This window comes from Lacipirellula limnantheis (assembly GCF_007746075.1).
GTDB classification, from domain to species: domain Bacteria; phylum Planctomycetota; class Planctomycetia; order Pirellulales; family Lacipirellulaceae; genus Lacipirellula; species Lacipirellula limnantheis.
In genome coordinates this window covers 3,268,911-3,292,988 of record NZ_CP036339.1, presented here as the reverse complement: position 1 = coordinate 3,292,988, position 24,078 = coordinate 3,268,911, and the positions used below count along the sequence as shown (strand labels likewise).

18 protein-coding genes and 1 pseudogene are annotated in these 24,078 nt (G+C 61.2%); 7 read left to right on the top strand and 12 right to left on the bottom strand.

Going from position 1 to position 24,078, the window contains the following annotated elements; translation table 11 throughout:
- The first annotated feature begins 159 nt into the window (after nucleotides 1-159).
- The 3 genes from I41_RS12765 to I41_RS12755 all read left to right on the top strand — a co-directional run bounded on the left by I41_RS12765 (nucleotide 160) and on the right by I41_RS12755 (nucleotide 2,528).
- A complete protein-coding gene (locus I41_RS12765; protein WP_145433058.1) occupies nucleotides 160-1,191 on the top strand; it encodes an SUMF1/EgtB/PvdO family nonheme iron enzyme in 1,032 nt (343 codons plus the stop codon).
- Between the two features lie 171 nt (nucleotides 1,192-1,362).
- Complete coding sequence (locus I41_RS12760; RefSeq protein ID WP_145433057.1) at nucleotides 1,363-1,632, top strand: hypothetical protein; 270 nt, start codon at nucleotides 1,363-1,365, stop codon at nucleotides 1,630-1,632.
- 296 nt (nucleotides 1,633-1,928) lie between these two features.
- A complete protein-coding gene (locus tag I41_RS12755) occupies nucleotides 1,929-2,528 on the top strand; it encodes a hypothetical protein (protein ID WP_145433056.1) in 600 nt (199 codons plus the stop codon).
- A gap of 246 nt (nucleotides 2,529-2,774) precedes the next feature.
- On the opposite strand, the gene I41_RS12750 is transcribed toward I41_RS12755, so the two are convergent.
- From I41_RS12750 to I41_RS27740, 3 genes are all read right to left on the bottom strand, one after another.
- Nucleotides 2,775-3,659, bottom strand: a complete 885-nt coding sequence (locus I41_RS12750) for a hypothetical protein (protein WP_145433055.1) — start codon at nucleotides 3,657-3,659, stop codon at nucleotides 2,775-2,777.
- Nucleotides 3,649-5,814 carry a hypothetical protein gene (locus tag I41_RS12745; RefSeq protein ID WP_145433054.1) on the bottom strand — a complete coding sequence of 722 codons (2,166 nt, stop codon included), beginning with the start codon at nucleotides 5,812-5,814 and terminating at the stop codon, nucleotides 3,649-3,651. The genes I41_RS12750 and I41_RS12745 overlap by 11 nt, the downstream gene beginning before the upstream one ends.
- Before the next feature lie 98 nt (nucleotides 5,815-5,912).
- The gene (locus I41_RS27740; protein ID WP_210421188.1) at nucleotides 5,913-6,098 is read right to left on the bottom strand and encodes a hypothetical protein; all 186 of its coding nucleotides are present in this window, start codon (nucleotides 6,096-6,098) and stop codon (nucleotides 5,913-5,915) included.
- A 172-nt stretch (nucleotides 6,099-6,270) separates the two neighbouring features.
- On the opposite strand from I41_RS27740, the gene I41_RS12740 reads away from it, so the two are divergent.
- Complete coding sequence (locus tag I41_RS12740) at nucleotides 6,271-6,741, top strand: hypothetical protein (RefSeq protein ID WP_145433053.1); 471 nt, start codon at nucleotides 6,271-6,273, stop codon at nucleotides 6,739-6,741.
- A 351-nt stretch (nucleotides 6,742-7,092) separates the two neighbouring features.
- Here I41_RS12740 and I41_RS12735 read toward each other — a convergent pair whose 3' ends face one another.
- From I41_RS12735 to I41_RS12725, 3 genes are all read right to left on the bottom strand, one after another.
- Nucleotides 7,093-9,627, bottom strand: a complete 2,535-nt coding sequence (locus I41_RS12735; RefSeq protein ID WP_168206874.1) for a hypothetical protein — start codon at nucleotides 9,625-9,627, stop codon at nucleotides 7,093-7,095.
- A gap of 1,029 nt (nucleotides 9,628-10,656) precedes the next feature.
- Nucleotides 10,657-11,421, bottom strand: coding sequence for a hypothetical protein (locus I41_RS12730; protein WP_145432835.1), 765 nt, complete (start codon nucleotides 11,419-11,421; stop codon nucleotides 10,657-10,659).
- Between the two features lie 143 nt (nucleotides 11,422-11,564).
- Nucleotides 11,565-11,921 carry a 2Fe-2S iron-sulfur cluster-binding protein gene (locus I41_RS12725; RefSeq protein WP_145433051.1) on the bottom strand — a complete coding sequence of 119 codons (357 nt, stop codon included), beginning with the start codon at nucleotides 11,919-11,921 and terminating at the stop codon, nucleotides 11,565-11,567.
- Between the two features lie 735 nt (nucleotides 11,922-12,656).
- On the opposite strand from I41_RS12725, the gene I41_RS12720 reads away from it, so the two are divergent.
- Nucleotides 12,657-15,533: a beta strand repeat-containing protein gene (locus tag I41_RS12720; protein WP_145433050.1), complete on the top strand. Its 2,877-nt coding sequence runs from the start codon at nucleotides 12,657-12,659 to the stop codon at nucleotides 15,531-15,533.
- 145 nt (nucleotides 15,534-15,678) lie between these two features.
- On the opposite strand, the gene I41_RS28605 is transcribed toward I41_RS12720, so the two are convergent.
- The 5 genes from I41_RS28605 to I41_RS12695 all read right to left on the bottom strand — a co-directional run bounded on the left by I41_RS28605 (nucleotide 15,679) and on the right by I41_RS12695 (nucleotide 20,014).
- Entirely contained in the window at nucleotides 15,679-15,864 is a 186-nt protein-coding gene (locus I41_RS28605; RefSeq protein WP_145433049.1) for a PEP-CTERM sorting domain-containing protein, read from the bottom strand.
- The gene (locus I41_RS12710; RefSeq protein WP_145431984.1) at nucleotides 15,827-16,879 is read right to left on the bottom strand and encodes an IS630 family transposase; all 1,053 of its coding nucleotides are present in this window, start codon (nucleotides 16,877-16,879) and stop codon (nucleotides 15,827-15,829) included. Before I41_RS12710 ends, I41_RS28605 begins: the two co-directional genes overlap by 38 nt.
- Nucleotides 16,880-17,963: 1,084 nt before the next feature.
- Nucleotides 17,964-19,178, bottom strand: coding sequence for a hypothetical protein (locus I41_RS12705; protein WP_210421187.1), 1,215 nt, complete (start codon nucleotides 19,176-19,178; stop codon nucleotides 17,964-17,966).
- Between the two features lie 227 nt (nucleotides 19,179-19,405).
- Nucleotides 19,406-19,789 carry a hypothetical protein gene (locus I41_RS12700; RefSeq protein ID WP_145433047.1) on the bottom strand — a complete coding sequence of 128 codons (384 nt, stop codon included), beginning with the start codon at nucleotides 19,787-19,789 and terminating at the stop codon, nucleotides 19,406-19,408.
- Entirely contained in the window at nucleotides 19,790-20,014 is a 225-nt protein-coding gene (locus I41_RS12695) for a hypothetical protein (protein ID WP_145433046.1), read from the bottom strand. It lies immediately after the preceding gene.
- A 180-nt stretch (nucleotides 20,015-20,194) separates the two neighbouring features.
- Here I41_RS12695 and I41_RS12690 point away from each other — a divergent pair, with 180 nt between their 5' ends.
- Entirely contained in the window at nucleotides 20,195-20,716 is a 522-nt protein-coding gene (locus I41_RS12690; RefSeq protein WP_145433045.1) for a hypothetical protein, read from the top strand.
- Between the two features lie 271 nt (nucleotides 20,717-20,987).
- Nucleotides 20,988-21,257, top strand: a pseudogene (locus I41_RS12685) (transposase); the annotation flags it as partial.
- A 176-nt stretch (nucleotides 21,258-21,433) separates the two neighbouring features.
- Here I41_RS12685 and I41_RS12680 read toward each other — a convergent pair.
- The gene (locus I41_RS12680; protein WP_145433043.1) at nucleotides 21,434-24,052 is read right to left on the bottom strand and encodes a serine/threonine-protein kinase; all 2,619 of its coding nucleotides are present in this window, start codon (nucleotides 24,050-24,052) and stop codon (nucleotides 21,434-21,436) included.
- Between the last annotated feature and the right edge of the window lie 26 nt (nucleotides 24,053-24,078).

Sequence of the window (24,078 nt, the reverse complement as noted above, 5' to 3'; positions counted from 1 at the left end):
TCCGAGGCCGAAGCAACTTGCTCCAATTGCTCCGGCGCAATTCAGCAGGAACTGCTTTTCTCGAACAAGCAAGCGGCGCCTGCCTGTGATAGTTCATTGTGCTTTCTGCTACATTGAACAGCCGATCTTTTCTCACCTAGGCCGTCAGTTGTAGCCCAATTGACCGCAGACGAAGCCCTGTTGATATGTTCGACAAGAGGATCGCTCATGAAGTTCGCTCATTTGCTAGCTCTCCATGTTGCCACTTCCGCGTGCCTTTTTTTCATCGATTATTCCCGCGGCGACAGTTTCGGCAGTGGCACAAATGCGTTTGATATTGAATTCGTCCCCATTCGCAATCCAGGCAATGCGGCGGACGCCACGGGTAAGCCGAATCCGGCCGGCTCGGTCGCCTACAACTACCGGATGGGCAAATTTGAGGTCAGTCGCGACATGATAATCAAGGCCAACATTGCGGGGAACCTTGGAATCACGTTGTGGGACATGATTCTCTACGACGGCAACGGAGGTAATCGTCCCGCAACGGGGGTCAATTGGAACGAGTCAGCACGCTTCGTGAATTGGCTCAATACGAGCCAAGGCTTCATGCCGGCGTACAAATTTATGACCGCTCCAGACGGAACGGAAGACACCGCTGTCGAGAACATCGCGCTTTGGAGCGAGAGTGACCTCGGATTTAACGCGGCTAACAGGTACCGAAATAGCCGGGCAAAGTATTTTCTGCCAAGCGTAGACGAATGGTATAAGGCAGCGTATTACGATCCGAAGAGCGGCGTTTATTTTGATTACCCTACGGGCGCCAACTCCCTTCCCACCTCCGTCGCCAACGGCACTGCTCAAGGAACGGTCGTGTACGCCCGAGGGCTCGTGGGTCCCGCCGACGTCATGCTTGCTGGCGGTTTAAGTCCATACGGGACAATGGGCCAAGGCGGCAACGTTTTTGAATGGGAAGAGACCTCGTTTGACTTACTGAACGACTCGCCTTATTCCATTCGCGGGCTTCGAGGCGGCTATTGGGATAACAACCGCCTCAACCTACTAGCGTCGAACAGATACGGTACCGCTGCGTCTAACTTTGGCTACGAAATGGGTTTTCGCGTCGCAAGTGTTCCTGAGCCAAGTTCTCTTCTGATAGGAGTTGTCACCGGAGCCCTGGCGTTGGTTCGGAAGCGGCGAGAGACAGGGGCCTGATCAGAAGTTGAATGTTAGAGAAGCGAGTGAGATTGAGCTTTTCAGTGACTTCCGCCGGCTTCCGGACGAAACTCCTATTCACGGCAAGAAGCACAGGACGACACTGAGGTGATGACCTGACCTGCCCAACAAATCATGTACCAGCTGTCATGAGAGAGTCAGGGTTAGTGGATGTTTCTCCGCCGGCTCGTTGAGACAGAGCCGGGCGGGTTGGGGACGCGCGAGTTCATCCGCGTCTTGCGACTCTTGGACGGGTGCTCCTGGCAGCGACTCCAAGACGCCGTCGAGCGCGCTCTCGACGTCGGCGTCCATGACGCCGATGGGATCTGGTTGATCGTCGAGCATCGTCGCCAAGCGCCGGTCGTGCTCTGCTCGCTTGACGGTCGGCCCAAGCTGCGGCTGGTCGACGTTGGCCGTACCGAACTCTCGGCCAGGCGCTGACTCGGAACGGCTCGTCGTGCACCAACGCCCGTAGCCGCCCTGCCCCGCAGCGATTCTTCGCTGGCTCGCCAACGCCCCGGATTGCGTCGCCGCGGCGCGCACTAAATCGATCACCGTTTCGCGCCACAAGTCACTGGGCCTGCTAGCTCGCGCCGAGCGAGCCAAAGCGGCCCCGCGGGCGAGCCGGCCGACCGGCGGCGCCTCGCGATGCTTCGGCCGCGCGGCGCGCGCGGTTCACGTTTTTTTCACCCGACCGCCGCGCCTCTGGCGGCGGTCCCAGCAGAGAGGAAGCTGCCATGACTTTTGCGGCAGAAACAACGGAGAGCCTCCCCGCCACGCTGGCGTGGCAAGCCGCGTTCATCGAGATGGCGCCGACGATCGAGCGGTACGCCCGAGTCGCCTTTCGAAAGCTCGCGCCCGAAGAACGAGACGAAGCCGTGCAGACCACTTTGGCCGCCGCGGCCGTCGACTACGCGCGGCTGGCGGCGTCGGGACGCGGCGGTCGCGCTTACCCCACGACGCTGGCCCGGTTCGCCGTGCGTCGCTATCGAGCGGGTCGGCTCTTGGGGAGCCGCGACAATGCGGCCGACGTCGGCTCCCGTAAGTGGCGCTTGCGCGGCCGGCGCACCGAATCGATCGACGTGGCCGCCGAGCTGTGTGACTGTCGCCGGGCCACGCCCGCCGAGCTGGCGGCGCTGCGGATCGACTTCGGCCAGTGGTTTGCCTCGCTGCCGGTGCGCGACCAGCAAGTCGTCCACGCTCTGGCCCAGGGGGAGCGCACCAGCGTCGTCGCGGCGCTTTGTCAGCTCACCGCCGGACGCGTCAGTCAGCTGCGCCGCGAGCTGTACGACAGCTGGACGACTTTCCTGGGCGAGGGAGCGACCAGCGGCGCGTAACGCCCGCGGCGGGCTGCCAGCGCCAGACGCCTGGCGCTGGCAGCTGCGGGGCGGAGGCGCCTTTCTCGCGCCTGGTGACTTCGTTTAGCTATCAGCGGCGCCGGCGCGGTCATCGAGCGGGTGATCAGGCTCGAGGGGCGACCGTACGTTCTCCCTTCGCGCCCCGCCGTGGCCGCAGACGGCGGGGCGCGTTGATACAAACACCAAATTGTCAAAGATCGGTGGGGCGAGCGGGGCGGCGACCCGTTAGGGGGTCGCCGGAGGCGTCGGCGGCGTTGCGCTCGCCGCAGGGGCCGTCGCCTCGCCAACGGCAGTCCCGCGCGCATAGGTATCAACCGATCGCAACTTCGCTGCGCATGGCTTGGCATTTTCCAGCTCATGCGCTAACCGCAGGCAACGCTCGGCTTGGCGACTTAATTGGGAGTACTGCCGCAGGTCGCCTGCGACCCTTCCGAAATTCTCGGGCGAAGTCGCCGCGTCGCGGAGCGCGTCCTTCAGCGGCTCGGCGAACTTCGATGTCAGCTCGCACACGTCGGCAGTGAGCCAGCCGAGCGCCGCCCCGATGGGCGATGCTTGCCGCTGGGCCCAGCGGCGCAGCGGGTCATGACGCTCGCCGCTTGGCGGGGGGGAGGGTCCAGCGGGCGATTGGGTAGCGTCTTGAGTTGTGGTCGTCATCATCAATCCTTTCGCGTTCGTGCAGGCGTCGAGCGCGGGGCGCGGACCATGCCGCGCGCAGCCGCGCCGTAGACGCAGAGCCCGGCCGTGAAAGTGCCAGATCGACGCGTCGAGATGCGGAAGCAACCGCGCCTGCACCGACGCCAGCAGCCGCCGTCGCTCGCGATGCAGCCCGTTGAGCGTGCGACGGCGGCGGCGCGCCGTTTGACGCCAGGCGAGGTACGCCGCGATGCGACGGGCCAGCCGCCGGTCGACGCCGATGTACGCGACGCGCTGGCGGCCGCTGAGGTCGCGGTAACGCAGCTTGGCGCAGCGCGACCCTGACGGCAGGAACTCATTGGAAACGAAGCCTTGCCGATCGAGTCGAGCGAGTTCCTCCGGCGGCAGCCGCGCTGCGAGCCAACGCTGGGCGGCCTGCAGGCCGCGCGGCGAACGACGTTTAGTTTCAACTTCCATGGTCGCGTTCCTTTTGCGTGCGCAAGAGATTGCAAACCTCGGCCGACAACCGGCACAGACTCCTGACGGAGGCGGATTGATCGGCGAGCGACGTGTCGCCGCCGGCCAGGTCGAGCGTCGCCGCGGCGGTGAATTCCGCGAACCGCCCGACGAGTTGCGCTTGCATGGTCGTTAGCATCCGCTCGGTCGGCGATGAGCTGGTCGCACCCTCCCGCAACAGCGGCACGACGACGACGTTCTCGTACTGCTCGAGGTAACGTCGGCGGGCGCGCTCGCGCTCTTCCGTCGGCGTTGCCGCGTCGATCGCGGCGAGACGCCGACGCGCGCTGACTAACCCATCGGCCGCACTAACTTCCGCGCGCCGCAAACAGGGATAGATCAGATGATTCTCGAGCGAGGCGCGCAGCAGTTGCTTCACCGTCGCCGGCGAACCGGTTTCGACTTCCGCGCGGATCCACTGAAGGTAAGCCAACGGCGGCGCCCACATGGCGACGGCGGCGTCGGCATCAAAGCGATAACGCCAACAGTCACGAAGAATGGCGACCGCCTGCTGCTGCTCCTCATCGGAGCGCGGCTCGACCGTGAGGGGATCCCACACCGCCGCGATCAACGTCGGCCTAATGAGAACTTGCCGCTCGAGCGCGCTGATGCGCGTCAATTCCTCTGGATACGGGTTCCCGCGCGCGCCTTTGGCGTCGATCTCGCTCCAAATCGCCTGGGTCAACCGCGATTTGAAAAGCTGCATCGCCGCGAGTCCATCCCACAGCTTCGCACCCCACGACTCCGCCGCCACTGGCGACTGTGGCACCGGGATCGCTGCGATTCCCAATCGCCGCCAGGCCGCGACTTCGCCCGCATCGCGGGCCGCGACCAGGGCGCCGCCGCACGCCTCCGCCATGCTGCGCGTCTGCCAGTCGGTGACGAAGCCGTCCAACGGAACGGGCACGGCGGCCGGCCAGTCAGTCGCATAAAACGCCGTGGGGCGCCCTTGCGGCGACGGCCGCAGGCTGACAATCGTGGCTCCCGCCTGGGCGAAGCTCGGAATCAGTTGCGGCTTGCCGTCCGGGCCCTCGTGAAAAAGCGTCGATCCATAGAGATCGTCTTCGCTATGCGAGACCGATTCTTGCTCCGCCCACGCGGCGGCGTCGACCGGCGCTTGGAAGATGTCGGCGTTCCACTGCGGGTCGATCCCTTTGCCGGCGACTGCGCCGGCGGGCGCCTGGGCGCGTGCGTGCGAGAGCTTGAAGAACGCTTCGCCAATCTTCGTCGCCGGCCCCTGCGCGTCCACCGGCTCGCGCGGCGGAACCCAGATGCCGCCTTTCGCCTGCGGCTTGGCGTTGAGGAGAGAGGCCGGCGGGTCGTCGATCTGGGGCGCGTCCTCCGCAGACCCAAAGGGATCTAACAGGGTCGACCGCTGGGCTTCGCGGCCGAACTTCCAGGCGTGTTGATTTTCCGGGTACGCCGCGCGGGTGAATTGCGCCACCGCCGCCGCGCACGCCTCGAGCGATTCCTTGGCGAGGGGGGCGCCGGGGCCATCCCCCCCGGCGATCATTTCGGCGATGCGGTCCAGTTCCGACAGCGCCGCCTCCCGGCGGACGACTTCGGCCGGCGGGCGCCACGCGTCGGCGCCCTTGCCGAACATGCCGTAAAGCTCCTCCAGGGCCTTCGGCCCGCACAGGTACGCCAACAGCTTCATCCCGGTCCGCCGGCGGGCCGTCGCCGGATCGCCGCGGCGCAGTTCCGGCGCCACGCAATGGCGGATAATGTAGTCTCGATCGCCGAGCCGATCCCAGTAATCGAAGAACGCGAAACAGTAGCGGCGGACGTTTGCGCGGTCGATGTTCAGCTCCTGCGCCGCGTAGATAAACGGCAACCGCGCGAGCGCGATCGCCTCGATGCGAGCCGCCAGATTGCGGTTTTCATGCCAGGCAAGGATTTCGAGGTAGGGCCGGCAATCGGGGCTCGCCTCCACCGACGATCGACTCAAGTCGGGTGCGTCCGCCAGGAGCATCAGGCATTTCGTGAGCCGGCGCGTTTCGACGTCCGCATCGGCGCGCAGCCGCACGCGCCACTTCCTCGCGTCCTCGCTGGCCTGGCGATAGCGCCAGTCCGGCGGCCGCGTCGCAGGGTGCTGTTTGAGCCACGTCCCGTCCATCTATGTCGCTTTCCTGTTTCAAGCCGAAGGTATGTTGGCGAGCCGCGGCCCGACGCCGCGCACGTGCTACCCTCTCAACCTAATGGCAATGGGCGAGATCATGTCAAGTCCGTTTTGGCGTCCCCGCGGAATTTTCGGGAGTGATAAATTTCCCGCAAAAACTCAATGGCGCTGGCGATGCATAAATCGCCTTTTGAGTCAAGATCAGTTTGAGGCGGGGCGATGTTTTCTTGAATGGGGGTGCGCGATTCACCTTGCGCGGCCTCACCGCCGGAGATGCGCACGTCTCACCGCCATGCTTCAGGACGCCGCGATGGGCGGTGCGGCGTCACCGGCGGCGTACGCCGCCTCGCACCCTTAGCCCAGCAGCGGCCGTGAAACGAATTGTCAGAGCGCTTCGGCGGTCGGGGCGCGCCTGATTGCCGGGGGGCCGGGTCGCGGACGGCGGCAGGCAGCTTGGCTGTTGCGCAGAGCGCATTCATCGGTCTGGCAATTGTCTTCTGGAACAACGAACGCGATCTACGATCGATCAAGTCCACGATGAAGATGGACGTGCTGCGCTGCAAGACGCCGGAACTCGTCCACGAAGAAGTCTGGACGCACATTCACGCCTACAACCTCATCCGCACGATCATGGAGCAAGCGGCAATGATGCACGGGATTGATCCGCGGTCGGTCAGCTTCAAAGGGGCGCCGCAAACACTGGAGGCGTATCAGCCGCTGATTGACTTCCAAGGAGGTCGTGGCGAGTCGTTCCGCGACGCGCTCTACCGGCGGCTCCTCGACGCCGTCGCAATTCACCGCGTCGCTGATCGGCCTGACCGTTTTGAACCTCGAAAGAGAAAATGCCCGCCAGTCAAGTTCGACCAAATGATGAAGCCGCGCTGGGTGCTGAAATGCGAAATGGCGAAACGAGTTGCCGTCTGAATCGTGCCGCGAAAGAACATGATCGCTCTACTTCAAACGACGCGTATTTAGGGAACGCCGCCGGACAGCTGCCGAGGCCCATTCTCAACTCGCGTCCGCCTTTCCTGTCCCCAAGTCGGCTGCAAACAAGTCATGAGAACGGTGCATCCGGCGGCGACGAAGTACAACGCGATCGCATGCGGTTCGGGCACGTTCTGCACGCTCGCAGAAGCCGCGCCCGCGCCGAATTGTCCCGGCTGCGCGCTCAAATCGGTTCATCTCTTGTTGCTAGAGCAACCGGTGAGGGGTCCTTCAATAGACGTCAATTCGGCCGCTTCTATCACCAACCTGGTTGCTACCTGTACCGTGGGGCTAATCGCGCAGAGGGCGCGTCGACCTACGCCCCCGGACCAGGCCCGCCGACGCGAGTGAAATAAGCGCGAACGATCCCGGCTCGGGTACGGCCGTCGTGGCGGGTATTGCCGCACCGAGGCCGAAGCTGGTGCGCCAGGCGGCGAGGTCGGCGGGGCTGCCCTTCATTGGCGAAGCGCCGCGCTGCCATGCCAGGAAGTCGGCGCCATCGACGCGGCCGTCGAAATCGAAGTCGCCAGGAGGGCCCGCCGCCAGGACGGTGAGCAGCGTATAACCGGCCAAGTCGCCGGCGTTCATGTACTGCAAGCTGTAATCGACGCCGAGCGTGGCGGCCGTGAGGGGCGTCCAGCCGTCGAGGCCTGCATTCCAGTAGCGAATCGCGTCCATGCCGGACACCAATCCGAGGAATTGCGTAAGCGAGCCCTCGGCATTGCCCCACAGGGCAAGCATCCCTCTCGTGGCTAAGTTCACGAAACTGTCGCCGTCGCCGTTGGCATCGATCCTGAGCGTCCCACGTACGCTGACCAGCCCGCCCGCGGTGATTGTTAGCGCGCCGCTGCCGTTACGGCCCACGTCGAGACCTGCACTGTTGGTCCAGATGGATCCGGCGCCGGTAATCGTTGCCATGCCCGTCGAACCGCCGTTGTATCCCACGATGCCCAATGAGGTGTTACTGACCTGCCCGCCCGCTTCCACGCGAATCTGGCCGCTACCAGAATGGCCTACGTAAAAAGAACCATTGGTCCACTTGGACCCGACGCCGGTAATTATGGCCGAACCTGTCGAACCGGAGTTGTGGCCCACGTGGCCAGAGGCGTTGCTGACCTGCCCCCCCGCTTCCACGCGGAGCGTGCCGCTGCCCCAGGTACCGACGGAGAGCATTGAGCTAGCGTTGGTCCACTTGGAGCCGGCGCCAGTAATCGTTGCCATGCCCGTCGAGCCGGCGGCGTAGCCGAGGTAGCCGCTCTCGTTGCTGACCTGCCCGCCGCCTTCCACGCGAAGCGTGCCGCTGCCGGATCTGCCAACATAAAGGGAGGCGCTATTCGTCCATGTAGACCCAGCGCCAGCAATCGTAGCTGTACCCGTCGATTCAGCTTCCTCGGCCAGATATGCAGTGGTGTTCTTGACATGCCCTCCGGCCTTCACGCGGAGTTCGCCACGACCTGAAAGGCCGATCCACATAGGAGCGTTGGTGGTCCATTTGGAACCTGCGCCGGTGATCGTCGCCACACCTATCGAGCCGGCTCTGTCGCCCAGGTAACCGGTCGATGTGGAAACCGTTGCCCCTTCCGAGATGGTGAGGCTACCCGATCCCCTATAACCCACGCCGAACACGCCGACGCCCGCCGTCACGGTCAACGTGCCCCCCGTGCCAAAGCCCACGACAGCCTGAGTCGGGCTCGCGGCATTAAACTGCAGATCGGCATCGAAGACGCCGTTAGTTGCAGCGATCGTGCCGTTGCCTTGAAGGTCGGAAATCGAAGCATACAACGTGCGGGCCTGGACATGCCCCCCATCCGATACCGTCAGCGAGCCGCTGCCGTCAAAACCGATATAGAGCTCCTCAGCATTGATCCACTTGGACCCCGCGCCGGCAACCGTTGCCACGCCGATCGAACCGGGACGTTCGCCCAAGTAGCCGACGTAATTGCTGACTTGCCCGCCCGCTTCCACGCGGAGCGCGCCGCTGCCGAAACGGCCAACGTAAAGTCGGTTGCTAACAGTCCACGACGCGTCTGCGCCGGTGACTGTCGCCGTGCCGGTCGCACCGTCGCGATAACCCAGATAGGCATTAGAGCTAGAGATCGCAGTCCCATCGAAAATCGTCAGGCTTCCAACACCCCTGTATCCCGCGCCGAGATCGCCGCCTGCCGCGGGAGCTACCGTCAACGTACCGCCACCGCCAAATCCCAAAACTGACTGCGGGGCGTTGAACTGCAAATCCGCATCGAGCACCGCGCCGGTTGCCGCGATCGTTCCGTCGCCGTGGAAGTCGGCTAGCGACGCATACACGCTACCGGCCGAGACGTGTCCGCCATCTGCTACTGTCAGCCCGCCGTTGCCGGAGAGACCCACGAAGAGGGCGGTACTATTGATCCATTTGGACCCTGCGCCAGTGATCGTCGCCGTCCCCGTCGAACCTGGACGGACGCCCAACCAGCCCGACAGGCTAATGACCTCCCCGCCGGCTTCGACATACAGCTGACCGTTGCCCGAATTGCCAACAGAGAGCGCTTGGAGGTTCGACCATTTGGACCCGGCGCCGGTGATCGTCGCCGTGCCCGTTGATCCAGCCATGTAACCAAGTGTGCCGAACCCTGAATCGAGCTGACTCCCCTCATCAACGACCAGTGTTCCAGCGCTGGCGTCCCCTATTCTAGAGGTCGTTAAATTATCCCAAGGCAGCGCAGGAGTGACATCGCCGGTGATGACGGTGGCGGCTGGGAGCCTGACCGCGAATGCGAGGGAGAGAATCAGTGCCAGCGATCCAACCCACCATGCGCTCTCCGCTTTCAGCAGTGGGGGGCGAGGCATCGTTCGATCCAGGAATGGTCCCGCGTAGTTGGCTTCGAGATGCGGGCGATCCCAGAGGCGCCGACGCGGATGGACGAGAGCGAGGATTCCCATATTCTGGCCCGCCGTCACCTAAATTGCAACTTTGACCGGAGCATACTTCGGCGTCTTTCAGTTCCCGTCCTAACGATCACGTTCAATGTCCGTCCAATCGTCTAGTGTCCTTAACTGGGACGTTGCGCGCCGAGGTCGCCCCGACCGAAGGTCGAAGAATAGGAGTTTGCGTGCGTCGGTGTTCACGACAGATGTTGGAATCGGCGAGGCACCCGACAAACTATTCCCCGTTGAGTTATGTGACCGAAGCGACGACAGATTTCCGGTGGAGCCTTCCGTAAACGTGCGTAAGGTGGGCGTGACATTCGTCGATCAATGCGTTGTTCACCCCGGCGGGCAGCGGGATGTCCGAGCAGCCTTCGGGGGCGGGAGGAAAAGGACGCCGAAGCGCGTTTGGATAGGTGTCGCAGCGATACGGCATGCGGAAAAGGCGTTATTAACTCGTCGCGCCGGCGAAACGGTGAGACACCCCGGGAATGGACCGTTTTAGAAACAGGTGACAATTCCCGGATAACTCATCCGTTTGATGGCACGGCGATAGCGTGCCAAGGACTCATCTCCGCGGTCGCTCTGACACACCGCGGCCGTTCTGGCATTCTAGGTAGCAAAGACGCAAAGAGCGTCGCGTTGAAGAAGAGCAATTGACGCAAGTCGTTACGCTGTAAGCACAGGAGGCCGGACTTGATCCGGCACGCCCTTGCGGCCAATGGATTTGGAGTCATCGACATCCGTATTGGCCTAGCGTGGCAATCGCGATGGATTTGAATCGCAAGTTTTGCCTAGTCAACGATTTGATGTGAACGAGCAATTTCCTTGCACTATATCGATGTGGGCATTACGCGGACAACATCCTTCCCAATTGTCTTCCCGACCGGAAATCTCATTCTTCGACTGGATCCGTCATCCAATGTTTCTATTCACTTCCACTTCATTGACTCAATGGACTCCCAGAATCCAGCCTTCCACCGCCGCCGCTCGGCAGATTCGCTCAGGGAGCTGCGGTCGAAAGTAACCGTTCAGAATGCCAAGTTCATCAGCCTCCAACAGCCAACGAGAAATCGTGTACGCATTCTGCTCCGCCGGGCCTCGCCACTTGCGCGGATAATAGTTCGAGGCCTGCAGCGGATAAACCTCGGCAATGACGCTGCGATCCTCCGGAGGAATCCAGCCGTCAAAGGGCCACACATGAAGGCGCGAGCCCGCGTGCTCGCGAATCCGGCGTAGCCACGGCAAGGCGGAATGCGAGCTGTCGTTGAGCCCCCGCACGTCATACTGAAACATGCAGGTCAGCGAGTTCCCCCATCGCTCCGTCATCCGCCAGCCCCGTTCCGGTCCTGGCAGTCCGTCGTTAAAGCGGGCCGCTTCGACAAAAGGCCCCTCCCCTTCGTCAGTTAGGACTTCCCGATCGGCCAGTAAATCTCGCCACGATCGGAGGCCCTGCTGCTCGAAATAGGATGCTGGGAAGGAGAAACGGTGATTGATTCCGGCCAGAAAGCGCGTCTCCGACTCGATCAGCCCGAGGAGCCAATCGGCAACCTGATCGAGCGTCCAACTGGCCTGCGGATCCGCAGGAACGGCCCGAACTCGCGTCGGCAAGGTATCGGCGCCAGCGGCATAGACTTCGGGCGACAATATCTCGCCTGAAGAGTTCCTGGCGCCCGTCTCATTGATGCCGATGTGCCATTCAAATAGGGTCCCCACGCCGTCGCCTCCGTTAAACCGCCGTTTTAGACGGGCAGTTGTAGTTTGCGTGCACGACAAAATCGGGGCTGAGAGAATTCCAGCAACTCATCGACGCGACACACTTGTCAACAACCGACCGTTTATTGAAGCGACGGCGCCACTTATTTATTAATCCATTCCGGAGGCGGCTCGATCTCGGCGGCCGGTTCGTGTCCTGCATCTTTTCGCCCGCTACCTGCCAGCCGGCTAATGGCGCGAACGGTCACGTCGTGATCACACACAATCTGACAACTAAGCCTGATGCCCGACAAGCCGCGTGCCGCAAGCACGTCACGCTCGGCAACTGTCATCCGATCGGGCTCGCCCGCGACAAACTCGACCCGGCAGGTTGTGCAGCGTGCACTCCCACCGCAGGCATGCAGTTGATCGATTCCCGCGTCTTGCCCGAGAGCAAGCACTAGGCGCTTGCCTTCCGTGACCTCGAATTCGCCGACCCCTTCTACGACTAGCTTTGGCATTGATGGCTCCCGTCAGGTGTTCAGGAATGGCAATCGCATTGTTCCAAGCCATCTAGATGCGGGCAAGTCGGGGCATCGCCCCATGACGATCCGTACGGCCGGCGGGCGCCACCCGGTTGGGCGCGGGTGATCGATTTCGACCGGTTTTGACCCGCCGCATACCGTGCGTCGTCAACCCATGCGTTTGATGGCACTGGCCCGGCGCTCCGGAAACCCATCTCCGCGCTCACTCTGACGCACAGCGGTCGCCTTGGCCGTCAAAGCGCCCCATCTATCCAACGTTTTTCTGGAATCCATTCCCCGCAGGTTCGTTACTTATGTCGGGGCGACCTACGCGCGCAAGCGACTGCGCAAATATTAGTAAAAACAGCTCGATGAGTGACTGGCTTCATAGGTGTGATCTGTTCGCGAAGCATTCACTGTTTAACCGGACATAGAGGACGTGAGCCGTCTATGAGCTGACTAGTCTAGAGTATCGCTGCGGCGCGACGGCGCGCAGAAAGCCGGCAGAAGCTCGTGTAACTCTCTCCGTCGCTACTTCGCCGAGCTCCAGGAGGACTGCGGCGAGTCGCAGTCGCGTGGTGATTAGGGTCGCCGCCCTCGTCACGACGAGGTTTGGCGGCCACCTCCTGGCTTGTGTTTGAACCGACGGGGGCGGCCGCTTATCTTCAATGCTCGTCTCGGCCGCCGCGACGACCCTGATCCTGCCCGTGCGCCCTTTTTGAGAAGTCCCCCATGCTCGTCTCGCAATCTGCTGCTCCGCTCTCGATGCGCGCTCGCCTGGTCATCCTCCTAACAAGCCTGCTGGCCATCACCGCGATGGCTAGCGACGCTCACGCGGTAACAAAGCGCTGGACGGGCGGCACGAACAACGATTGGAGCGTCGCAGGGAATTGGTCGCCCTCGGGCGCACCCGCGAACGGAGATTCCGTTGAGTTCCCCGCCGCCGGCAGCAACCGCAACATCAACTTGTCCGGAAATCGCACAGTCGCCGATGTGCTGTTTAGCAGCAGTAGCGCCTATCGACTTCAGGATAATCAGTTGACGATCAGCAGCGGCGACATGACGAGCTCGCTTGGCAGTCATCGGATTGACAGCAGCGTCATTCTCGGCGGCGAGGCCGACTGGAGCATTCCCAGCGGAAAGCTGGCTGTGTTCGGGTCGGTGAACTCCACCTCGGGCAACACCTTCGGCATCGACAAGACGGGCGCCGGTACGCTGGAGTTTTTGAACCTGGGTGCGACGAACGTTATTAAGAATTATTTGCACCAAGCTGGGAGCACGGAGTTTTTCGAAGGAACCTACACGCTGACGAGCACGTCGTTCGACGCCTTCTCGGCGATGTATATGGCCGAAGGAACGGTAACCGTTTCCCACCGCGCCAAGGTGAATGGAACTAGCGGGGGAAATCTCGTCCTGCAATCCGGCGGCGCGGGCAGCTCGAACTTAATCATCCGTGACGAACAGACCGAGGTCGCGACCTTCGGCCAGCTCTTCATGGGCGCGAGCGGCTCGAGCGGCAACAGCCTCACCGTCACCAAGAGCGCGAAGGTCCGGGACATCGGCCTGTTCGTCGCTGGCTTCAACGGCAACGCGACCGTCACGGTCTCCACTGCGGCCACGGTGAATTCAGGCGCCATGGCGGTTGGCATGCTCGCGGGCGTCACCGGCACGCTCACGGTCGAGGATGCCTCGTCGGCGCTGACAACGAATTTCCTTGGCTTGGGCGGGTATAACTCCGCGCAGAAGGGGGGCACAGGCACGGCGACGATCAGCGACCGCGCCTCCCTGACGGTCTCCGGCGAATTGAGGTTCTTCTCGTCCACGAGTTCGCTCACCGTCGACGCCGCTACTGCCAGCATTGGCGCGTTGACCAACGAAGCGGGAGTCGTCAGCAGTATCAAACTCGATAACGACGGCGGCACGCCCGCCCTGACCATCACCTCGCCAGTATCGGTGTCGGCTCCCGGTCCATTCACGTTCGACGGAGTCATCTCGAACGCCGTCAGCGGCGCCGGCGGCATCGTCAAACAAGGGCCTGGTGAGCAGATCTTCACCAAGCAGCAAACCTACACCGGCGGCACGCGCATCGAGGCTGGCACGCTGAGCTTAGCAACTGCCAACGCGCTCGCTCCGACCGCGCCGGTGACCATCACTGGCGGCACGCTCAATCTCGCCGGATACGTTCAGCAGAGCGGCACGGTGACGCTGCAGGGCGGAACGGTCGGCGGCGCCGTCGGCAGCATTCTCATCCCCGCGACGCTCGCCCTCCAGTCTGGCACGATCGACGTCCCCGTCGCCGCCGCCAATGCCGTGAACAAGACCACGGCCGGACTCGCCGTCTTGAATCAGGGCATCACGGCGCCAGCGCTCAACGTGACGGCGGGCATGCTGCAGGTCAAAGGCGCGATCAACGCCAATCTCCAAAGCAACGCCGCAGCCTCAGTCGCACTCATCGGCCCAACCACCGTCACCGGGGCCACTACGATTAGCGGCGGTCTCGCCGTCGGCGCGCACGCCTTCACCGCCACCCAAGCCGTCACTGTCGGTTCCGCCACGCTCGCCGGCGGCTCGATCGTCGCCGACGCCGGAGTCACCCTCACCGGCGCGGCCACTGGGTACGGCGCCATTTACTCGCGCATCACCGGCTCGCCTTCGAGTTCCATCGTCGCCTCGGGCGGACCGCTGACCCTTGGCGACGCCGAACTCGCCACCGGCTTCGACGCCTTCCAAGGCGCGCTCAACACGGGAGCGCAGCAGGTCAATCTCCTCAGCGCCGGCGTCGCCAAGCTGGGTGCCTCCACCACGCTCGCCGGCGGCTCGCTCTCCAGCCTCCACGGCATTCAGCTCGACTCCGGCAAGACCGTCGCCGGTTACGGGACGATCAACGGCGCTTTCATAAACCAAGGTACTGTCAACGGCACGGCCGGCTCCGAGCCCATTGCGTTCTCGGGCTCAGTCACCGGCGCCGGCTCCTACGCCGGCTCCGTCCGATTCGATGGCGCCTTCAGCCCCGGCAACAGTCCCGCGGCCGTCTCGTTCGCCGGCGATGCTACGCTCGCCAACACTTCGCTGCTCCTGATGGAAATCGGCGGCGACGATCAAGGGACCGAATACGACCATCTGGACGTCTCGGACAAGCTCACCCTCGGCGGCGTGATGGCAGTGCAGTTTATCAATGGCTTCACGCCAACGAGCCCGCTGTCGTTCAATCTCTTCGATTGGGGGACTGTCGCCGGCAGCTTCAACGCGCTCAACCTGCAGAACGTCGACGGCTTCGCGTGGAATACGTCCCAGCTGCTCACCGCCGGCACAATCTCGCTCACGCCAAGCTTCGCCGCCGACTTTGACTCCAACGGCCACGTCGACGCCGCCGACCTGGCCATCTGGAAAACGGGCTTCGGCACAACCGGCGGCCGCGCCACAGGCGACGCCACGGGCGACAACCTCGTCACCGGCGCCGATTTTTTGCTGTGGCAACAACAAGTCGGCAGCGGCGGCGGCGCAACCCCCGCGAACGCCAGCATCCCCGAACCCGCCACGCTAAGCCTCCTCACCGCTTGCGGCCTAGCACTCCTCGCCAAAAAGCGCCGTCGCCGCATTAATCAATAACTCTCCTGCTCCCTCCCACTTGTATCAAGGAGCACGAGCAAGCACCGCCAGGCGAACAGTGCTGGGCCTGCGGCGGCCGATTACGATAAGAATCATGCAGGATTGTATGAGGCCAACAACACCCCGTGGCGGGCAGGCGGCGGGATTACTTGCGGCGACGGAGGGCGGCGAGGGCGAGTAAGCAACTCACAGACATGGCGACGGACGAAGGTTCAGGGACCGGGACGAATGAAACTTTTCCGAGATACAAATCGGCGTCCCTGGTGCTTCCTGTGGGCTGACTTATACGCGTTCTAATTTGAAGTAGCGCGATCGAGGTGAGTGGCGGCACAGACGGTTTTCATGAGTTCGGCGTCGAGAGCCACTTTCGTCCAGGCGTCGACGGCGGCTTGTTCGAGGGCGTCGTAATTGTCGTAGGCTCGGTTGCTCCAGCAGTGGCTCTTGAGATAGTGCCATAAATTCTCGATCGGATTGAGTTCGGGACTGTAGGCCGGCAGCGTGACGACGGTGACGTTGTCGGGAACGCGGAGTTGGCGGCTGATGTGAAAGCCGGCCCCGTCCCACAGCATCACGGCATGTTCGCCTGAGGGAATCGTCCGAGCGAACTGGGCGAGGAACTCATTGACGATCTTCGCATTGAGCTGCGGGCTGAGCAGCCCTTCGGCATGCCCCGTCTCGGGGCAGACCGCTCCCAGCACCCAGAGATATTCATACTCGGTCTGACGAATGGCCGTCGGCCGCGACCCGGTCCTGGCCCAGACGTTCGTGGTCGTTCCTTGTTGGCCGAACCGCGATTCGTCCTGGAAGTAGATCCGCAGACGTTTGGTCGGATACGCCGCGGCAATCGCTTGCACGCGTTCTGGCCACTGACGGAGGAACTCCGTTTGCTTTTCGGGGTCCGCCTTGCGATGCCGCGGCCGAGGGCGGAGGTACGAGTAGCCTAACCGGTGTAGCAAGTGATACACGCCGGCCAAAGAGCGGAGCAGATGGAACTCCTGCGCCAGAATCCGCTGCACGTCCTTGCCGCGCAGCGAGCAGACGTCGTCTTCCGCCGTGGGGCCAGCGTCGAGACGCTGACGAACTTCGTCCTGTTGTTGGGGCGTCAGCGGCAAACGCTCTTCGCGGCCGCGTCGATCGTTGAGGCCCGCCAGGCCTTGTTCGTTGTAGCGACGCACCCATCGCTGGCAGATGCGGCGACTCAGGCCCACGGCCATCGCCACGGCTGGAGCCGTCCATCCCTCCTGCGCCAGAATCACAATCCGCAGACGTTTGGCGCGGTCGGCGTCCTTCTCGACGCGTTCCAGACGCTTGAGTTCCGCCTGAGGCAAATGGCCCTTCACCTCCATCGCAACCTCTCAAAAAGGGGATTGCGATAGCATGATGGATAAACTGGGCGGGCGCAAGAGGAGGCGCGCTACTTCAAATTAGAACGCGTATTAGCAGGTTGATATTGGATGTGGAGTAAAACCAGGAAAACACTCCGCGGCTGGTAACAAAAACGACTGGGGACCTCCGCTGCAAAGTGGCGGTGGCGCCTTTCGGCCCCGGTCCGCTCACTAGGCTGTTTACGACATAAACGTAGCTGGCCGATTGTGAAACCTTCTCGGCCCCACTTATGACATTGAAGGCGAGTTCAACGAATCCTTCAGTGAGCCAATTCCCCCTTACTTGCGCGTGCAGTACTTGAGGAATAGACAAGAACGTGCTTCCAGAAGAGAAGTCGTCTAGCGAGAGCAATACGCTTGATGGACTAATACTCGCCGTAGGCCCGAGAGATGCTTCTGTGGTCATCTCGAAAGTCACAACGTTCGTTAAAGTCTCAACTGTCGACGCTCGCCCTTCAGAATGAACTATCGCCGCTGGCGGCGAAGGCGAAAACAGCCTTCTTCGCTGAAGAAGGTCTGTTCCATTCTGGCCAACGGTGCGGACTTGCCGATTCTACTTGCGGAATAATCGCACGACTCGCAACTCGCGCAGAATTACCTGGACCTGCGTTAGCGATTTGCATCGATCAGCAGTCGATGGGCGACCGTGGCGACGATGGCCGCTACGACCGCAGCAGCCAACACAGCAACGACTACGGATGCAGTCACACCCATCTGCTCCTGTGTTGCGTTGCGAATTAGGTGACTGACAGCCATACCTGCCCCAATCGCTATGCCAATTACAGCACCCTGCCGCGCGGGTGTAGATGTCTGCGTGTTATTATCGTTATCGCTCATTCTAAAATTCTCCTGTCGCCGAATGGCTACCGCGACTGCGTTGATAAAATGGCTTGCGACAATATCGCAGATTCCAATACTGCATGGAATAGATACTAATCTGACCAGAAGGGAAAGTCTGGACTTACGCGCCCAATTGCCTCGCTGGCGTCGCGGCTTTGCGAATCAGACGGTTCATGCTGCGGTCGGCTTTGGCCGTCGCCGCGAACTAGGCACTACGATTATGTCCAAGATCATCCGCTATACGCTGGCTGCTCTGTTCTTCGCGGCGAGCGTCGCGTGTCTGGCGTGATTTCTCCCGAATCACTTCTTGATGTCGCAGGACGGTAAAGCAACTCGCAGAGAGATTGAAGCGACGCGATTGTGCGATGACCGTCACCATGAGAATGCCCATGATTGTTCCATTGGGTTCAGGGACTGGGGTGAGTAGAAAGCCCCGCTCCTGCCCGTTCTTCAATCCTACTCCAACAATCTGTCCCGCGTCGTTCAAATCACTGGCGCTTAAAAGCTGCCACCCAGACCCCGGATCAATCAGTGCATTCAGATCCACCATCGTACCATCTTTGAACAGGAAGGCCCGCGGTTCGCCCATTGCGTCGCTTGAGCTTCCTACCACATGACCGAAGTTGTTCATTCCCGTGGCTTCGCTGAAAGATCCGCCGAGCGTTCCCAGATCAATCATCGCACCGTTGTAGAGGAAGCCGTGGCGACTATCGAAGTTAAACCCAAACGTCATTGAATACCCCGCAATGAGACCACCGTCATTGATCGCAGAGGAACGACTGTAGGAGCCTTGCCCCAGGGTTCCGAGGTCATGAAAAGCTCCGTCGTAGCGAATCGCGTGGATCGTTGACGTGCTTCCCAGCGGCGATGAGTAGCCTGCGATCACTCCAGAGGAGTTGATGTCGGAGCCGGCCGATGCTCCCTCGCTTAGCTTTCCCAGGTCGTGGAGCGATCCGTCGTATCGGAACGCGCGAAAATTTCCGTCGGATTGTTGAATTGCTCCGACGCTTACGCCTAGTTCGTTGATTCCGCCGCCGTGGGTTCCATACCCATCGCCCAGACCTAGATCATGCAGGGAACCGTCAAATAAGAACGCTCGGTATTGATTTCTGACTACCGCCGTACCGGACACCTGCCCCATCGAATTCACGCCGTTGCCAGAACTGAACGTGGCGCCGGAGGGCGTTAGGTCGGTCATGCCGCCGAAATAAAGAAATGCATGCTCGGCCCCACTGAGCGTTGTGGATCGGCCAGTGACGTGCCCCGCCTGGCTGATGCTAGTCGGCCAGCAGCTTTGGCCGCCTAACGTTCCAATGTCGATGATTTTAAATTCGGCAGCCTGGCTGTATGGCGCTGGCAGGAAGTTAAGAATCAGCGCGAATATCGAGAGTGTGCGAACAAAGGTCAATTCTGAAATCATGCTTATTGAAATCTTGAGAGTGTAGATGCAAAGCTGACAGAACAGGCTTGTTCTACTGTCTCCGACGCAGGCGCGGATTGCAACCATCGTCACCATTCGACCGAATAGAATGCCCCCGTATTGGCGCTTGCGGGTCGGCAGAGGGAATCCACCGGCAACTGTCGGAATGCGTGAGGCGGGCTAGGAGCGCGTAGGGAGGAAACGCCACGTTCAGCGCCGCGGCGGGGTTACTTGCGGCGACGGAGGGCGGCGAGGCACACGAAGGCGGCGATCGCCAGTCCGGCAGTGACAGGCTCGGGTATGTATGTCGCCGCCCCATACAAGACGGTTGCGTTAACTAGATCGATTCGAATCGAGCCCCAGCCTGCGTCGGAGTTGGTGAACGGCTTCGGAAAGAACGGCGGGGAACCACTGAAAAACGAACCCGCGAATGTCGCGCTTGGCCGCCCAGTCGAGATTTCTTTTCCATTAATTTCAAAGAACATCGACGGAAAATAGAGGACGTCGCCCCCCCACCAAACGTTGTTTGCAACTTGCCAGCCGAATGCTTCTTGATTCGAGAACTCCGCTGCGTAAGTGCCATCCGCGCTCGCTGAACCGATGATCGTCAATTACCCAGTCGAGTCGCCAACCGGCCAGAGCGTGTTGTCGTCGCTTTCAAACGATGGAGAAACCGCCGCTGCATCCCATGTGATATCCAGGTGCATCGTGGCGTCAACAAGGAAATGGCCCTGCGGGATCGAACCCGCCACCATGTCGAGTTGAAACCTCAGCGGTACAGCGACGGCGAATGGCGACGCCACTAACAGAAAGAATGCGAAAAGAAGATGCCTCATTAGTCCAGCTCCCGTGTTGTTCCCCCCACGGTCAGCTGTGCGTGAGCATAAGACTTTCAGAAATTCGCATCAACAATTTCCCCTAATCCTTGGGAGACCCAGCAATGGCATCCCTAACCGAAGACCCCGGCATACGGGGCGGCTATATTGGTTTCCGGACAACCTAGCATTGGAGGATCGATGAGCGACGAACCGATTCCGTACGTCGAAGGCGAACGACCGCCCAGTCCGCGGCATATCAGGGCCATTCTCAAGCATCAGGACGGCTCGCCAGACGAGGACGTGTGGATCGACCCTGAGACTTTAAAGCACGGCCAGTTGCGGCACTCTGACATTGATGAGCTTCTGCCGATGATCCGGTGGGTTTGGCGGCACAATGGCAAGCGGCTGACCTGGTGCCGCACATTTGAAGACTGGGAGCTTGGGTTTATGCGTGACGCGAACCCGGGCTCCGAAGTCGCCGCTTGGCTGACGGCGACTTACGCGATGTTGGAGTTCTCACACCGATGCCCCAGCGCTAACGTCGATGCGCTCTTTGCTGCCGTGTGTTGCCTGATGAACGGCAACGATAGCGGCATTCAGCCGGCCTCCGTTGCGACGAATCTCAAGGAGCTAATGGCGAATCCGCCAAAGGCGATGAGTGACCCGAAAAGCTTCACCGACGACGGCAAATACAAGGCAGGCGAGAAGCACCTGCGATAACTTTCGTAGCAGCTAGGGCGAACTCGGTCGATGTCGCCAATGGTTGCCGGGTATCTCATTACCTGACGCAGCCTAGGATAGCGCCGAAGTGGTTCCGCGATGGGATCGAGGGTAGTAAACAACCCGCGACGGGCAGAGCGAGGCTTTTGATGCCAACAACGGTGAATTGAACCGTTGCTCTACGCACGTTGTGGCGGAAGAACAGACTTGGTGTCAGTGACACCAACATGGGTCACAAAACGACGGTTTTTGAACCGGCCGGTAGCGTGTGGTTCGCCTCGTCACCGGCGATAAGTGCCTCGGTCTGTTCGAGGGGCTCGGTGAGTTTTATCCGGAGGCCGATTGGCAGCGGTGCATGGTTCATTTGCAGCGAAGCGTCGGTTCGTCGGTCCCTCGATCGAAGCGTCCGGAGGCGATGGCCATGCTCAAGGCGATCCACGCGCAGCAGGATCGCCAAGCGGCGCTGAAGAAGGGGGCGGAGGTCGTCGTGAAGCTCCGGGAGATGAAGCTTTCTCAAGCGGCCAGGATCGGCGAGCAGGGGGATTCTTGCTCCAGGAGTGGGCTCTTATAAGAGGGAGGTAGGTCTATTGCATTGCATCAGCCGATAACCAGCAACTCTGTTCGCTTTATCGACGACGTCCGTCCCTAAAAAGAATCGTCGCGGCTTCAACAGGGCCAAGGGCGCAAGGCGGGTGCAGCCAGCGAATACTCACACCGCTACCCGGCCGCATCGTTTCCATGGTTGACCGCGCTGACCCGCGATTCTTCAAGTTCCTTGATGGCCGCCTCGGCCACCGTCCTGAACGACGCAACGCTCGGATGGTGAGTAAACGAGCCCATCGTCACCAGTTGTCGCAGCGACGTTTCGTAGGCTCTGCGACTGGCTGCATAGCGACCGGTTGAAGCGTAGTGCTTGCCCAGCGCGTGCAAGGTGCGGATCGACGCCAACCAACTTCCTTTGGAGTCGGCTTGTCGCAAAGCGGCTGCAGCAAAGTCCCGTTTCGAGTCCTCAAGGGTTTTGACGGCCTCGCTGACGCTGCCCCCATCGAGCAGGCTCCGTCCATAACGACTAAGAATCACGGCGCGACGCAACGTCATCACCCGCTGCGGCCTCGACGCACGAGCCATTGCTTGATTCAAAGTGTCAAGGCTTCGTTCAAAGATCCGGAATGAGTCTTCCAGGCGCCCCTGCTGGCGATGACAACGGCCTACTCGTCCGTGGAGACGGACGATTTCCAGGTAATCGCGATCCACGTACGCGCCAGAATCCGTAGCATGGCGAAGATACGTCAACGCTTGCTCGAAGCGCGTGATGGCATTCTCATGCTGACCAGTAGCCTCGACTTCATGGGCCTGCTGAGCAAGCGTCCTCGCAACTTCCCTCGCCAACCCATCATCGCAATCTTGCGGCGAGCTGATTTGGGCAATCATGGCGTCAGCCGCTGTGCGGTGGGCTCGCACACGATCCTCACGAGAGGCATAGGATGCGGCTTCAGCGGCGAGGTTGTGAGCTTGCAGCAACAAGCGTTGCTTTGAGGGATGATTCTTATCAGCCTCGTCCTGCAACATGCCAATCGCCGCGGCGAGCATCGAATAGCTCAGCTCGTTACGGCGCTGATTCTGGAGATGAAACGCCGACAGTTCGACGAGAAGTGCGGCGTAGGGCTCTTCAATTAATGTCGCCACATGGGGACGAACTCCATGTTCTGGCGATCGCCAAGCCAGCCAATCGGGATGATCACTGCGCAATTGGTAGGTCAGGAGATGGGCGACCAGCGCACGACGCCACTGCTGCTGATGAGGCTCCCGTTCAAGAACTTGTTGCCAACACTCCAGACCGTCACGATACGATCGCTGAAAACCTGGCTCGTCAATCGTAGAATCCGCGTCGATGAGGACCAAACTGTGCCTGGCCGCCTCAATCCCAATATGATCGACTTGTGAATCCGACGAAAGGCGACGCCATGCCTGCACGTCCGCAAGGAACGACTGCAAGGCCAACAGGTCTGTCGGAGAGTCCGCAGGACCGTTTGATCCGCTGAGCCTTCCCTTCTGCGTCACCCAAGCCAAGTTAAGAACGCTCCGTTCGATTTGTCGTTCGGCCTCATCTCTCCGGAGAGCTTCCAGTTGGAACTGCGTCAGGTGGCGTTCGGCCCGCAGCCATAGAATACCGGAGGTAGTCAAGCCACTGCCAATCGCAGCAGCGAGAAGAAACAGCAATGATGCCAAAGCCGGTTTGCGACGTGCCCAACGAACGCACGCCGTCGGCCACCTTACTTGCCGAACTTGAAGCGTCTCGCCGTTCAGGAATCGATGCAACTCGTTGGCCAACTCACGAGCAGACGCGTAGCGCGCAGCCGGAACCGTCGCGAGACACTTTCGCACTACTGCACACAGATCTTCCGGCGTGCCTCTCGGTAATTCAATGGCGTCGCGGCGCCGATCGAGGGAACTCTCGTCCGATTGATCTCCGAATCCAGTCAGCAGGTCCGCTAGGATTGCACCCAGCGCAAAGATGTCCGTCGCGACTCCAATGTCTTTGACGTTGCGGTTCACCTGCTCCGGCGCCATGTACGAGGGCGTGCCGCCCAGTGGCACGACAGGCCTACCGATTTCGCTTCGACTCCAGCCAGACAAGCCAAAGTCGGTAATCATCGGAACCAATTCAGATGATTCGAGGGGTTCTTTCTGCAGCAAGATGTTGTCTGGCTTCAGATCCAAGTGGAGCACGCCGCGACAATGGGCGTGGTGGACGGCATCGGCCAACTGAGCGACGAGCAATGCAGCCTGTTTCGCGGGAAGTGCGGAACGCTGCTCGTAGAGCCAATCCGCTAAGCTAGGGCCAGGGCAATACGCGGCAGCGATGTACCACACAGGCCCCCATCGCCCTACTTCATAGACAGGCACCACCCCAGGATGCTCAAGCCGAGCCGCGACGCGCGCCTCCCGAAGAATATCATCGGACGTTTCGCCGTCTAATAGTCTCTCGGGCCGTGGAATCTTGAGAGCGACTTCACGCTCCAGATCGGGATCGAACGCATGCAAAACAATTCCGAAACCGCCCTTTCCCCTCTCAGCTAAGATCTCAAATCGTCCCAGCTGGAACGCCCCCTCGCGTGCTGATCCATGTGGGACTAGCGACTCGCTCCCCAGAGTAGCGAGCACTGCGGTCAAACGCGTGATCTCCTCAGCGGAGACTGGATCAGTCGTGTCCTGTGACGCTGTGGAGTGCCGATCAATGCTCTCCTGGGCTAGTCGAATAGCTTCTTGATTGCGGTCACATTTCTCTGAAGGAGTGGTTGCATCGCCTGATGGATTGCGTTGTGAATCGGGCATTAGAAGCTAGCCGTCCGAGGAGGAAC

Bases quoted from the DNA above. Each gene is read 5' to 3' on its own strand.
- I41_RS12710 (WP_145431984.1), bottom strand. From the start codon at position 16,879: ATGGAGGTGAAGGGCCATTTGCCTCAGGCGGAACTCAAGCGTCTGGAA.
- I41_RS12735 (WP_168206874.1), bottom strand. From the start codon at position 9,627: ATGCCTCGCCCCCCACTGCTGAAAGCGGAGAGCGCATGGTGGGTTGGA.
- I41_RS12755 (WP_145433056.1), top strand. From the start codon at position 1,929: ATGACTTTTGCGGCAGAAACAACGGAGAGCCTCCCCGCCACGCTGGCG.
- I41_RS12760 (WP_145433057.1), top strand. From the start codon at position 1,363: ATGTTTCTCCGCCGGCTCGTTGAGACAGAGCCGGGCGGGTTGGGGACG.
- I41_RS12750 (WP_145433055.1), bottom strand. From the start codon at position 3,659: ATGGAAGTTGAAACTAAACGTCGTTCGCCGCGCGGCCTGCAGGCCGCC.
- I41_RS12745 (WP_145433054.1), bottom strand. From the start codon at position 5,814: ATGGACGGGACGTGGCTCAAACAGCACCCTGCGACGCGGCCGCCGGAC.
- I41_RS12690 (WP_145433045.1), top strand. From the start codon at position 20,195: ATGAGCGACGAACCGATTCCGTACGTCGAAGGCGAACGACCGCCCAGT.
- I41_RS12705 (WP_210421187.1), bottom strand. From the start codon at position 19,178: ATGATTTCAGAATTGACCTTTGTTCGCACACTCTCGATATTCGCGCTG.
- I41_RS12725 (WP_145433051.1), bottom strand. From the start codon at position 11,921: ATGCCAAAGCTAGTCGTAGAAGGGGTCGGCGAATTCGAGGTCACGGAA.
- I41_RS12695 (WP_145433046.1), bottom strand. From the start codon at position 20,014: ATGAGGCATCTTCTTTTCGCATTCTTTCTGTTAGTGGCGTCGCCATTC.
- I41_RS12680 (WP_145433043.1), bottom strand. From the start codon at position 24,052: ATGCCCGATTCACAACGCAATCCATCAGGCGATGCAACCACTCCTTCA.
- I41_RS12720 (WP_145433050.1), top strand. From the start codon at position 12,657: ATGCTCGTCTCGCAATCTGCTGCTCCGCTCTCGATGCGCGCTCGCCTG.